This window comes from Anaerobacillus alkalilacustris, assembly GCF_001866005.1.
GTDB classification, from domain to species: Bacteria; Bacillota; Bacilli; order Bacillales; family Anaerobacillaceae; genus Anaerobacillus; species Anaerobacillus alkalilacustris.
The window spans coordinates 40,580-54,195 of the sequence record NZ_MLQR01000002.1 but is presented as its reverse complement, the minus strand read 5'-3'; the positions used below and the strand labels follow the sequence as shown (position 1 = coordinate 54,195).

The 13,616-nt window shown below is 34.9% G+C and carries 12 protein-coding genes and 1 tRNA gene; all 13 read right to left on the bottom strand.

Annotated elements, in window-relative coordinates; all coding sequences use genetic code 11:
• Positions 1-32: 32 nt before the first annotated feature.
• The 13 genes from BKP37_RS04345 to BKP37_RS04285 all read right to left on the bottom strand — a co-directional run bounded on the left by BKP37_RS04345 (position 33) and on the right by BKP37_RS04285 (position 13,615).
• Complete coding sequence (locus BKP37_RS04345) at positions 33-800, bottom strand: transporter substrate-binding domain-containing protein (RefSeq protein WP_071308463.1); 768 nt, start codon at positions 798-800, stop codon at positions 33-35.
• 346 nt (positions 801-1,146) lie between these two features.
• Positions 1,147-1,221, bottom strand: a tRNA-Arg gene (locus tag BKP37_RS04340).
• 91 nt (positions 1,222-1,312) lie between these two features.
• Complete coding sequence (locus tag BKP37_RS04335; RefSeq protein WP_342707759.1) at positions 1,313-1,675, bottom strand: hypothetical protein; 363 nt, start codon at positions 1,673-1,675, stop codon at positions 1,313-1,315.
• Between the two features lie 208 nt (positions 1,676-1,883).
• A complete protein-coding gene (locus BKP37_RS04330) occupies positions 1,884-2,303 on the bottom strand; it encodes a BrxA/BrxB family bacilliredoxin (RefSeq protein WP_169823076.1) in 420 nt (139 codons plus the stop codon).
• A 300-nt stretch (positions 2,304-2,603) separates the two neighbouring features.
• Positions 2,604-3,908 (bottom strand): metal ABC transporter solute-binding protein, Zn/Mn family, encoded by a 1,305-nt coding sequence (locus tag BKP37_RS04325; RefSeq protein WP_071308462.1) that lies wholly within the window; start codon positions 3,906-3,908, stop codon positions 2,604-2,606.
• Positions 3,909-4,270: 362 nt separating this feature from the next.
• Complete coding sequence (locus tag BKP37_RS04320) at positions 4,271-4,735, bottom strand: hypothetical protein (protein ID WP_071308461.1); 465 nt, start codon at positions 4,733-4,735, stop codon at positions 4,271-4,273.
• A gap of 556 nt (positions 4,736-5,291) precedes the next feature.
• Positions 5,292-6,563, bottom strand: coding sequence for a dihydrolipoamide acetyltransferase family protein (locus BKP37_RS04315; protein WP_071308460.1), 1,272 nt, complete (start codon positions 6,561-6,563; stop codon positions 5,292-5,294).
• Positions 6,563-7,546 (bottom strand): alpha-ketoacid dehydrogenase subunit beta, encoded by a 984-nt coding sequence (locus tag BKP37_RS04310; protein WP_071308459.1) that lies wholly within the window; start codon positions 7,544-7,546, stop codon positions 6,563-6,565. The genes BKP37_RS04315 and BKP37_RS04310 overlap by 1 nt, the downstream gene beginning before the upstream one ends.
• 3 nt (positions 7,547-7,549) lie before the next feature.
• Positions 7,550-8,548 carry a thiamine pyrophosphate-dependent dehydrogenase E1 component subunit alpha gene (locus tag BKP37_RS04305; protein ID WP_071308458.1) on the bottom strand — a complete coding sequence of 333 codons (999 nt, stop codon included), beginning with the start codon at positions 8,546-8,548 and terminating at the stop codon, positions 7,550-7,552.
• Positions 8,549-8,602: 54 nt separating this feature from the next.
• Complete coding sequence (gene lpdA / locus BKP37_RS04300) at positions 8,603-10,024, bottom strand: dihydrolipoyl dehydrogenase (RefSeq protein ID WP_071308457.1); 1,422 nt, start codon at positions 10,022-10,024, stop codon at positions 8,603-8,605.
• A 5-nt stretch (positions 10,025-10,029) separates the two neighbouring features.
• Positions 10,030-11,139: a butyrate kinase gene (gene buk / locus BKP37_RS04295; protein ID WP_139193059.1), complete on the bottom strand. Its 1,110-nt coding sequence runs from the start codon at positions 11,137-11,139 to the stop codon at positions 10,030-10,032.
• A 287-nt stretch (positions 11,140-11,426) separates the two neighbouring features.
• On the bottom strand, positions 11,427-12,329 hold the full coding sequence (gene yqiS, locus BKP37_RS04290; protein ID WP_071308455.1) for a phosphate butyryltransferase: 903 nt from the start codon (positions 12,327-12,329) through the stop codon (positions 11,427-11,429).
• A gap of 509 nt (positions 12,330-12,838) precedes the next feature.
• Positions 12,839-13,615: a hypothetical protein gene (locus BKP37_RS04285; RefSeq protein ID WP_071308454.1), complete on the bottom strand. Its 777-nt coding sequence runs from the start codon at positions 13,613-13,615 to the stop codon at positions 12,839-12,841.
• Position 13,616: the final 1 nt, after the last annotated feature.

Sequence of the window (13,616 nt, the reverse complement as noted above, 5' to 3'; positions counted from 1 at the left end):
CTGTCTCATTCCTCTCTTAATTAAAAATTTCTTTACTCTTCACCATAAAACCATTTCATGATTAGTCTATCCATTTCACCATTTTCAACCATTTCTTGTAAAACTTTATTAAACTCATCCTTTAATTCGCTTCCTTTTGGAAACGCAATTGCTGAACCAGCTTCATTTTCCTCAACAATTACAAATGAAGTTAACTCAGGGTTTGCTTCAATATGCCCTTTACCAACAGTATCTTCTATAATGGCAGCGTCAATTCGACCAGTCTTTATTTCTTGAATTAAGTCAGTAATTCGATTACGTTCTAATATTTCTATCCCACCAATTTCTTCAGCAATCTCATTAGCCAATTCTACTTGAATAGAACCTAATTGAACGCCAAGCTTTTTACCCTCTAAATCCTCTAAGCTTGTATAACCTTTTTCAGCATTAAAAACGATTGTTTGTTCTGCTACATAGTAAATATCAGAAAAATCCACGTTTTCAAGTCGTTCTGGTGTGGGAGTCATTCCTGCTAATACAAAATCAATACGATTGTTTGTAAGTGCCGGAACTAATCCGTTAAAATCCATATCTTGTATTTCTAATTCAAAACCTAAATGATCAGCAATATAGTTCGCTATATCAATGTCAAAGCCAATGATTTCATCACTTACAGCAGTATCAATAAATTCATAAGGTGGATAATCTGCTGAAGTACCCATTACTAACGTTACTTTCTCTTCATCAGCCTGACCACCACATGCAGTTAATACTCCAATGGACAATACACAACTCAATGCAAATGATAATATCTTTTTCATTTCTATACCCCCATATTTTTCTAAAAAAATTTATTCTTTTTTATTAATGATTATTCACCCTTTTGTATAATAACACGCTCTAAAAAAATGTCAACAGTCTTTTATTACTTTTAACTTTTTTGTTGTAATTAGTATGTGTTAATTTTAATTATTTTTTCATGAATGAGTGAATTTTATAATCCCATTAATTCAGTCGCACCATAATTTAGTTCAAACGCCTAAACTAGATATAGTATCTTAATGACTTGAGATCTGTATTTGACATTCATTTATCATAGAAGTAATTAATAATATTTTAATGCAAAAAACTTTAGGAATTCTCCTAAAGTCTTAGATTATATGTATATGGCGCGCCCACCAGGATTCGAACCCAGAATCCGAGAGCCGAAATCTCGTGTGATATCCATTTCACTATAGGCGCTTATTGTGACGCTAAATAAATATAACATCCCTTTTTTGAAATGTCAATAAGAAAAACAGGTGGAAGGAGAAGTACTCCCATCCCACCATTTTTATGCTTCTTTTTTTTCATAATCGTCAAACATACTTTCAAAACGTTCGTTTAATTGTTCTTCTGTGTATCCTTTACTGTATAATTTACCAGCAAAATTTTGTGCCCATAACGAAGAACGCTCTGAAATCTTTTTATACTTTTTTTGCTTTGCACCTTTCACTTCTTTGGATCGGCTTTCTGCATTCGACATAACATTCTCAACAATAAATAGACCTTTCCAAATATCTTCTTCAGTAAAACTTTCTACATTTTCGCTATAGTATTTAATCACTTTTTTATAAAATTCATCAAATTCCTCAAAAGAAATTTCCTCATTCATATTCAAATAAAAATGAATTTTATCATATAATTCTTGCATCATGCTGCACTCTCCTTTTTAAGAGTAGATCGCTAACTAATTCCATGAATCTACATTATTATAAGAAAAGATTATAGCATTACAAAATCACCACTTCAAGTACTTATTGATAGAATGAATTATTTTTAATAGTCTTTTACGTTATTATATTAAAGCTTATCTTTAAATAAACAGAGGCCTTCACACTTTATTGTGAAAGCCTTCTTGCTTTTTATAGAAATTCATCAAAATATTTTTCAAGCTTCTGTACCACTTCAACTGGCTCATGACCTTCAATTTCATGTCTTTCAACCATTGCTTTAACTTCTCCATTTTTTATAATTGCAAATGATGGTGAAGACGGTGCATACCCTTTAAAATAAGTTCTTGCTCTTTCTGTTGCTTCTTTATCTTGACCCGCAAACACAGTAACAAAATGATTAGGTTTCTTCTCATAATTAGCCATATAAGCTGCAGAAGGTCTAGCAATACCACCTGCACAACCACAAACGGAATTAATGTAAACTAACGAAGTTCCCTCTTTTCCTAAAATTTCATCTACCTCTTCAGGAGTCTTCAATTCAGTATAACCGGCATCAACCATTTCTTTTCTTGCACCATTAATAACATCATTATAAAAACTAAATTGCAAAAGTCTCACCTCTTTTAAAATATTAACACTATGTTTATATTGTACACTTCTTAGATCATTTTACAAAATAAAAAGCATTATTAATATTAACTATTTTATCTTCTACATACCAGAAGTATAGAATAGGACCGTAACACACCAAAAATAATGTACCTAGACATACCGACTTTTTCACTTTCATAACTTCATTAATTGAGCGACATCTAACTAGACACACATATTCAACTAGTTTTACTCTTGTGAAATCTATATTATGAAATTCAGCAAGAAAAGCTCATCAATACGATGAGCTTTTCTATATTATTGTAAAGCTGTTGTTAGTACTTCAATGTTTCTTTCCATAAGACTAAAGTAATCTTCGTTTTTATCTACATCTTCTTGTACTAATACTTCTAAATTATGAATCCATAAAGCTTCTGCTCCTATTTGGGAACGAACAGTTTCAGCGATGTTAGTTGGTATGTTTTGTTCAAACAAAATAAAATCTATACCATTTTCCTCCGCATATTCAATAACATTTTGTACCTGGCGAATAGAAGGTTCATTCGTAGGTGAAATACCAGAAATCCCTACTTGCTTTATGCCGTAACGGTCCGTCCAGTAACCATAACCAGCATGAGATACAATGATAGTATCTTTTGATATTTCTGCTACCATGTCTTTAAACTTTTGATCTAATGTTTCTAATTGTTCTGTTAAAACCTTAAAGTTTTTTTCAAACTCCTCAGCTGCATCAGGCATTAATTCAACTAGAGCATTTTTTATATTTTCAGCTAATTGAATAGAACGAATTGGATCTAACCATACATGCGGATCCTCTTCACCATGCGAATGACCGTGATCGTCGTGTCCGTGATCATCTTCTTCATGACTATGGTCGTGATCGTATCCGTGATCACCTTCTTCATGACTATGATCGTGGTCGTGGCTGTGACCTTCTTCTTCGTGACTATGATCGTGGTCGTGTCCGTGATCATCTCCTTCATGACTATGATCGTGGTCGTGGCTGTGACCTTCTTCTTCATGACTATGATCGTGGTCGTGGCCGTGATCATCTTCTTCATGACTATGATCGTGGTCGTGTCCGTGATCATCTTCTTCATGACTATGATCGTGGTCGTGTCCGTGATCATCTTCTTCATGACTATGATCGTGGTCGTGTCCGTGATCATCTTCTTCATGACTATGATCGTGGTCGTGATCATGATTAAAATCAATAAGGTCGATGCCATCTACTGCTCTTAAAATCTTGACACTTCCAGTTTTTAAAACATCTGCTACTGCATCAGCAAACCCTTCAATACCTGCTCCATTATATATATATAAATCTGCGTTTGATACATCAACCATTGTTTTGGCTGTAGGTTCAAACGTATGAGCATCTGCACCAACTGGAACTATACTTTTTACCTCTACAAACTCTCCTCCAATTTTATTGACAAAATCCATAAGTGGAAAAATTGTTGTGTAGACTTGTAAAACCTCTCCTGCAACTTCTATACTTTCTTCTGCACTTTCTTCTGGTTGCTCTTGATTTGCACCACATGCTACCAAAAATGTAGACAACACTAACATAATTGCAAATAAGCTTGATTTAATTTTCATGTCAATCCCCTTTCGTAACGATTACGTTTTATTAACAAAAAGGATTATATCGTAAATGTTACGATTTGTAAAACATTTAAACCCTCATTAATAAAACTATAGCTTCATTGCAAAGCCTATAGTCTTATTTATACTTTCATTCTCTAAAATAGAACTTAATTTTTCAGGAAAAGCGCAAGGCGCCCGCTTATCGGCGAAAAACACTTGAAGACCTGCTCGTAGCGGTCGGTTATTGACCGAAAGAGAAGGTCTGAAGTGATCGAGCCGATGGCGCCTGGAGCTAGACAGTTTCCAAGTTAGAAATTAATAAATTCTGATTAAATAAAAACCAATGGAGACAATTTCTTTGTCTCCATTGGTTTTTATTTAATCTCTTTCAGTCGTTTCTTTAAAATAGAATTAAGCTGCTTTTGGTGATCTATAATTTGTGGAACAATTACTTTAAGGATTTCATCATCTCTTTTTTCAACTGCCTCTAAAAACTGTTGTTGAATTTCGTTATGTTCTTTCAACCATGTCTCGTCGTAAAAATTATCTAGTTCTTTTCCATCTTTCTTTAATTCTTTGAACTTTTTTATCAGAGCATCTCTATCCTTCATAACATTATTCCATACTTTTACATGCTTGGGAGCATATTTTTCTGCTAGAAGCTGATAATAAAAATTAAAATGCGCTCGGATCACTCGTTGTTCAAACCCTATTTTCCCTACTTGCGAACTAGCTTCTTCGTTTACGCCTTCTTTTGCATTAACAATAGAGAATGATGTAAATGAAAATAGTATGGATGTTATCATTAATATAAAAAGCAACTTCTTTGGACATCTCATTCAAAACATTCCTTTCTTCTTTACAAATCTAACAGTTACTATCTTTCCCATATCTATATAAACCATGTAAATAAAGTTTTTATTTTACCATCATAGTTTTCTTAACAAAAAAAGTTGCATCATACTAGAAATTTCACTAGTACAACACAACTCAGTGTTTTTATCGCCGAACTTCAGTGGGGGTTCCTTTATTGCCCACTGATTGTTAGTTTAACTAATACCACAAGCATAAGAATAACTAAGCATCAACTTTCACTGATGAAAATTATTCTGTATCGGACCTTTAGGTGCAGTTTATCCCCAACCTAAACTTTTCGGTTTTGTTAAGTTTTGAGTCAGGGGTATTACTGCACCTTAAGAGTGGGTTATATCGAACTATCTGGTTGAAAAACGGACCAGTTCACGTTAGGAGAACTCGTTCTAACTTCGCTTGAACATCGGAAATTCAGATGGAGTCTCAACTCCACCTGAACGGAAGTTCCCACCTACGCTACGCTTCGAGGTGGGGGTCCATGACCCTTAAGTACAAATCAGCTTGATTAAACTATACGGATCGTTAATATACGTTTATATTTTCCTTTGATATTTTTTCTAACTTTTCTTTTACACTGGCTAAGAACCGTCCACATATCAATCCATCTAAAACACGATGATCTAACGATAAGCATAAATTGACCATATGTCTAATAGCAATGGCATCATTATCCAAAATAACTGGTCGTTTAACAATGGCTTCGATAGATAATATCGCAGCCTGGGGATGATTGATAATGGGAGCTGAAAGTATTGAACCAAACGAACCTGTATTATTAATTGTAAACGTTCCACCTTGCATATCATTGCTCGTAACTGATTTGTTTCTAACCTTGCTTGCAAGTGCATTTATCTCCCCAGCTAGTCCTTTTATTGACTTTTCATCAGCATGTTTAATAACAGGTACATATAGAGCATTATCAGTAGCAACTGCTATCGAGATATTAACATCTTTCTTTTGGATAATTTTATTTCCGCCCCATAGTGAGTTTAATTGAGGAAATTCCTTTAACGCTTCTACCACTACTTTTATAAAGAATGGTAAATACGTTAAATTATACCCTTCCTTCTGTTTAAAAGATTCTTTAATTTCATTGCGAAAATTAACGAGGTTAGTTACATCCACTTCTACCATTGTCCATGCATGCGGTGCCTCATGCTTACTTTTCACCATATTTGCTGCAATAGCTTTACGAACACCTGTAACCGGGATTTCTATATCGCCTACCACAGTAGTTGCCCGTGGCTGTATATCGATTTTATCATCATTTACTTCATTATTTGTTATTTTTTCTTGTACTGGTTCAGTTATTTCTACGTGAGATAAATTCCCACTTTCTATTATTGATTGAATATCTTTTCTAGTTATCCGCCCTCCACGGCCTGTACCCGTTACCATTAGCAAATCAATATTATGCTCACTAGCAAGACGAAGAACAGCTGGGGAGTAACGACTCTTTACACTAATATTAGTACGATCTAAATTCGTTTTTTTATCTATCGAAGTAGTTTTTGCAATAGTTTCTACTACTTTATCTCCCTCTATTTGAATAGTACAAATAACACCACCAACTTCAATTGTCTCGTCTTCTTTTGCAATTAGCTCTTTAATCGTTCCTGAAAAAGTGGAAGGAATTTCTGCATTTACTTTATCAGTCATCACTTCAGCTAAAGGATCATACTTGTTTATTTTATCTCCTTTTTTCACAAGCCATTTACTAATTGTACCTTCCGTTACACTCTCACCTAGCTGAGGCATTTTTATTTCTGAGATCACTTTGTATACCTCCCTCATTAAAACTCTGCTAAATCACGCATTGCTTTTTCAATTTTTTCAGGATTAATCATAAAGAACTTTTCCATAGTAGGTGCATATGGCATCGCTGGCACATCCGGTCCTGCTAAACGCTTGATTGGTGCATCTAAGTCAAATAAGCAGTTTTCAGCAATAATTGCCGCTACTTCACTCATAACACTACCCTCTTTATTATCTTCTGTAATAAGAAGAACTTTCCCTGTCTTACTAGCAGCTTCTATGATCGCTTCTTTGTCTAAAGGATAAACCGTTCTTAAATCTATGATATGAACTGATATTCCATCTCTAGCTAATCTTTCAGCAGCTTGTAAAGAAAAGTGAACAGCTAATCCATACGTAATGACAGTAAGATCATCACCATTTCGCTTAACATCAGCTTTTCCGATTTGGAGAGTATAATCTTCACTTGGCACTTCACCTTTTATTAATCGATATGCACGTTTATGTTCAAAAAATAATACTGGGTCATTATCACGAATAGCCGATTTCAGCAAACCTTTTACATCATACGGTGTAGATGGCATTACAATTTTTAGCCCAGGTATGCCACTAAACATTGCCTCTACAGATTGAGAATGATATAGGGCCCCATGGACCCCACCGCCATAAGGGGCTCTAATAACAAGTGGACAACTCCAATCGTTATTAGAACGATAACGAATTCTCGCTGCTTCAGAAACGATTTGATTAACTGCAGGCATAATAAAATCAGCAAATTGTATCTCTGCTATTGGTCTCATCCCGTACATCGCAGCACCTATACTTACACCAACGATAGCAGATTCTGCTAGTGGTGTATCAATTACTCTTTGCTCACCAAACTGCTTGTATAGCCCATTTGTCGCTCTAAAAACTCCACCTCGAGCACCAACATCTTCACCAAGAACAAAAACCTTATCATCTCGTTCCATTTCCTCTTTTATGGCAAGTGTAACGGCATCGATATAAGATATGATAGGCATTGATTATTCCTCCTCAGCATAAACGTATTTCAGTGCGTCTTCAGCAAGTGCATAAGGTGCATTTTCGGCATACTCAGTTGCATCATTTACCAGATTGGTAATACGTTCATTAAGTTCTACTTCTTTTTCATCTGTTAATATATTTAACTTTTTCAAATAAAGTTTAAAAGTGATGATTGCATCTTTCTTTTTTGCTTCTTCAACCTCTTCTCTAGAGCGATAAACCAGGTCATCATCATCACTAGAATGAGGTGTTAGGCGATATGTTACTGCTTCAATCAAAGTTGGCCCTTCACCTCTTCTACCACGATCAGCTGCCTCTTTTACAGCCTGATAAACTTCCAAAGGATCATTACCGTCTACAGTTACTCCTGGCATTCCATAACCAATTGCACGATCAGACACCTTTTCACATGCTAACTGTTTATGAATCGGAACCGAGATAGCGTACTTATTATTTTCACACATTAATATAACTGGTAGTTTATGAACAGCAGCAAAGTTTGCTCCTTCATGAAAATCTCCTTGATTTGAAGAACCCTCCCCAAATGTTGTGAATGTTACAAAGTCTTTCTGCTGCATTTTTCCCGCTAAAGCTATACCGACAGCATGAGGAACTTGTGTTGTAACTGGTGAAGATCCAGTTACAATTCGATTCTTCTTTTGACCAAAATGCCCTGGCATTTGTCTTCCACCTGAATTAGGATCTTCAGCTTTAGCAAAAGCCGATAACATAAGGTCACGAGCAGTCATTCCAAAAGTCAGTACGACTCCCATGTCTCGATAATAAGGTAATATGTAATCTTTTTCCTTATTTAAGGCAAAAGCTGCCCCAACTTGAGCTGCTTCCTGTCCTTGACAAGAAACAACGAACGGAATTTTTCCTGCACGGTTTAACAACCACATTCTTTCATCTATTTTCCTTGCTAATAACATCTTTTCATAAATTTCACTTACATCAGTGTCTGTTAACCCCAATTGAGTGTGGCGGTTTTCTATCATTATAAGCCTCCCTTTTTATTGAATTAATGAAATACCACCTAAAATTTATATCATTTATCCATGTATGGCTTTACCATCAACAGCTAAGGCAGCTTCACCGATTGCTTCCGAGAGAGTCGGATGGGGATGTATAGTATTTGCAACTTCCCAATGAGTGGCATCTAATACTTTAGCTAAACTAGCTTCCGAAATCATGTCTGTGACATGCGGTCCAATCATATGAACCCCTAATAAATCTTCTGTACTTTCATCAACTACAAGTTTTACGAAACCATCAGTTTTTCCAAAGACCAACGCTTTTCCAATTGCTTTAAATAAGAACTTTCCGGTTTTCACTTTATACCCTTTATCTTTAGCTTCGTTTTCTGTTAAGCCAATACTTGCAACTTCAGGAGAACTATATACACACTTTGCTATAAGATCATAATCAATAACTAAAGGGTTTTGGTTTGCTATATGCTCTACTGCTTTAATACCTTCATGTGATGCTACATGAGCTAATTGCAAACCACCAATGACATCTCCAATAGCATATATGTGGGATTCTTTTGTTTGATAAAATTCATTTGTTTTAATAACACCATTTTCAATCTCTATATCAGTGTTTTCTATTCCTATTCCTTCAATATTCGCCTGTCTACCAACAGAAACAAGTAACTTTTCAGCTGTAAACAATTTTGTTTCCCCATTACGCTGTGCTTGTACGGAAATAGTATCACTTTTTTCGATCGTTTCAAAAAGAACCTTTGCTCCTGTAACTATTTTCACGCCTTTCTTCTTTAATGCTCGTGCTGCTTCTTTTGAGATTTCGTGGTCCTCTGTCGGTAATATTCGATCAGAATACTCAAGAATGACAACTTGAACTCCGAAATCATTTAACATCGAAGCCCATTCAACTCCAATAACACCGCCTCCAACAATGATCATTGATTTAGGAAGCTCATCCATTTGTAACGCCTCATTACTTGAAAGTACATACTTACCATCGATATCAACTCCGGGCATAGACTTAGGTCTTGATCCAGTAGCTATTATTACATTTTTAGGAATAAGCATTTCATTTTCTCTACCGTCATTCAACTCCACTGAAATTGTACCTGGTGTCGGCGAAAAAATTGACGGACCTAAAATACGCCCAATACCTTCATATACATCAATTTTTCCTTTCTTCATTAGATGTTGGACACCTTTATAAAGATTATCTATAATTTTTTCCTTTCTTTGTTGAACTTTATCAAAATGTAGTGTGATATCTTTAGCTGTAACTCCGAACTCTTCAGAATGTTTCATAGTTGAATATACTTCTGCACTTCTAAGGAGTGCCTTACTCGGTATACATCCATGGTGAAGACAAGTACCACCTAGTTTTCCTTTTTCTACAACAGCTACTCTCAATCCTAATTGAGATGCTTTAATAGCTGCTACATAACCACCTGTACCTGCTCCTAATATTACTAAATCATACTCTTTCGCCACTTTTTCTACCTCTCCTTTTTTCTTTTTATTAATGTTTCAGCAGGGTATACTTTTACCAATTCCTCTCCACGAAGAATTCTTAATCCCCCTTCTACTAATGCCTGCATTTCATTTTCGCCTGGTTGAACAATAACGTTTGCAATCCAGCTGACACGATTGGATATGTCTTTTACGAATTTCCTACTAAATGCTAAACCACCTGTTAATACAATATAATCAACTTCCCCTTTTAAAACAGCACTAGCAGCACCAATTTCTTTTGCTACTTGATAACTCATAGCTTCAAAAACTAGTTTTGCTCTCTTATTACCAGCTTGTATCATACTCTCTACTTGTGTAGCATCATTTGTACCCAAGTACCCAACTAGACCACCTTGCCCAACAATTTTCTTCATGATCTCATTTACCGTATATTGTCCAGAAAAACACAAAGAAACTAATTCACCTGCTGGTATCGTTCCGGACCGCTCCGGAGAAAATGGACCTTCTCCATTCAAACCATTATTCACATCAATTACTCGTCCACCTTTATGAACTCCTACGGTAATTCCACCACCCATATGGGCAACTATTAAATTAAGGTCTTTATAATCTTTACTTAAATCTTTGGAAATCCGTTTTGCTACAGCCTTCTGATTTAAGGCATGAAAAATACTTTTTCTTTCAAAAAGAGAAAATCCTGATACCTTAGCAATACTATCCATTTCATCCACAACAACTGGATCAACAATATATGATGGAATGTTAAACAGTGAAGCTATCTCATATGCTAAAATCCCACCTAAGTTTGAAGCATGCTCTCCTGAATAACCTAAACGTAGATCTTTTAACATTTCTTCGTTAACTTCATATGTCCCACTTTCAATCGGTCGGAGCAATCCACCTCTCCCTATAACAGCATTTAATTGTGACAGATCCAACTTTTCTTTTTCTATCGTTTCTAAAATAATCTCTTTTCGGAATAAAAATTGGTCGATAGCTTTGTTAAAGGACCTTAACAAAGCTGTATCATGCCTTATGTTCTTTTCAAAAATACAACAATCATTAGTATAAACCGCTATTTTGGTAGAGGTAGATCCTGGATTTATAGCTAAAATTCGATATTCTTCTAACACATAAACTGCCTCCAAAACAATTTATTTATCTTAATTTAATGGATTTCATAATTCATTATCCCTACCAATAGATTTAGATTATGTGGCTCAAATTGATAATTATGGAATTCACACTATTTTTGAATTCCTTTACCTGTTGCACTGTTAGTTACTTAATTTTTTATGTAAATTAGTATCTCGACTTGTGGTAGACGAGGAAAGCTTTTTGTAGTGGTTTATGACTAGAAACTTCTCTACCATTAAAATGATCTACGTTTAACTTTATCAAAACTAAAGCCTCTAATTTTCTACCTAACAGAACGAACTGCCAAGGCTAGTGAATATAACTTGCTTTCCGTAGAATCTGATCTCGATGTTAACACGATTGGAACTTTTGCTCCTAAAATAACAGCACCAACTTTTGCCTTTGAAAAGTATACTAATGACTTGTATAGCACATTGCCAACATCAACAGTTGGAACCATGATGATGTCAGCCTTACCAGCAACCTCCCCCTCTATACCTTTCAGTTTGGCTGCTTGTGGCGAGATCGCATTATCTAAAGCTAACGGTCCATCAACTATACAGTTTTTTATTTGTCCTCTTGTATTCATTTTTGAAAGTAGAGCACCGTCTACTGTTGCAGACATATTAGGATTAACTGTTTCAACCGATGAAATAACAGCGACCTTCGGGTTATCTATACCTAATTTCCTTACAAAGCGAACAGAGTTGTTGATGATCTCAACCTTTTGCTGTAGGTCTGGTACTATATTCATCGCAGCATCAGTAACAAAAATTAGTCTTTCAAAATTTTGGATCTGAAAAACTGCAATGTGAGACAGTAATCTCCCATCCCGTAAACCATAATCTTTATTTAAGACTTCTTTTAATATAATAGAGGTCGAGACCATCCCTTTCATCAATATATCGGCCTTACCTTCATTGACTGCTTGAACAGCAAATTTTGCCGCATCGTCAACACTTTCGGCATCGACAACTTGAATATTATTCATATATGTAGAAGCTAATTTTTTACCAGAAAGAAACGAATTAATCTTTTCTTTCTGTCCGTATAGTAAAAAGGTTGCTAACTTACCTTCAAGAGCTTTGACAACTGCTTCTATTACCTCTTCATTGTCAGCAGATGCTACAGCAACTACTTTCGATGGATACTCTGTTGCCTCTTGCATAAATGAATCTAAAAGCAATAAAAATCCTCCATTCTAACAATAAATATCCAAATTACAAACCTACCTTACATAATTCATGACCTATGAATAAATTCCCTTTATCGATGGGATAAAATAAAATTTGTTCACAATTTTATATTGCACTCCCTAAGTTTTAACATACCATTCATTTCGTCGCATGTCATTTAATTCAATTTTTCCCCTATCACAAATAATAGTTTTCACTAGTTACTATACACTATCTAGGTAGTAACAAACAAAAATGAAACACTATTTAGAAATTAATGAATTTCAATATAGAAATTTTAAGTGAATATGAAGCTATATCTACTTGGTCGTTGCGTTATCAAATACATATAGTTTGAAAAAGAACTCGTTCTAGCTTCGCTAGAACATCGGAAATTCAGATTGGGTCTATGACCCTTACGTACAAATCAGTTTGATTAATGGAATTATTAACCTCAAAGTAATAAAGAAACTCTTGACATACGAAAAAGGAAGACACCTATATTTTAGCGCTTCCTTTGTTACGACACACCCCATCGATCTATCCTACTCAAGATCGGATTACTCTCAATCCACTCAGTTAATGAAATTCTTTCAGTAATTAGTATAATAGAAAAATAAGCAAGTACTAGGATACATTGTAGAAAAAAAGATAAATGGTATATTAACCCCAACCCTATTCCCCCACCTAATAGAGTGGCACCATTATCACCTAACATTCCCCTCTTATTTCCTTCATAATATAGGAAGGAGGACAAAATAAGCAGAACTGAAACTTGAGTAGATACTGACAATCTGATTAACGTTGGTAGAAAAATAAATGAATGTATAAAAATTACTTTCCACACTCGCAATGGTCGAGTATCAAATAAATTCATAACGTGAGGCGTCATAATCAAGATTAAAAATATTATTATTTTTTCTAAAATAGCCCTATCACCTATAAAGGTTGCAAAAATGAACGAAATGATAATGGTTCCAACTAACTTTAATAACCCAGTTGACATTTTTCCTTTACTAATAAATAAACTAATATGACCTTTCAATCCTTTGGGGTACTTTGTTCCAAAACGATCATCAATAAACCCCGTCAACCAAAGAGTTGCTAAATATATTAAAGCAATCAAAGAAATGCTTTGCTTTAAGGCTAGAAGTAAAAACAATGAAATGAAAACACACAGTCCAATATTATATGGTACCTTGTCCCCTTTATAGTTAACAACTGTCCAACCTAATTTGACAAATAACCTAGCTGTAACAAACAAAATTATAAAGTTTAAAATAATTGCAATCACCATG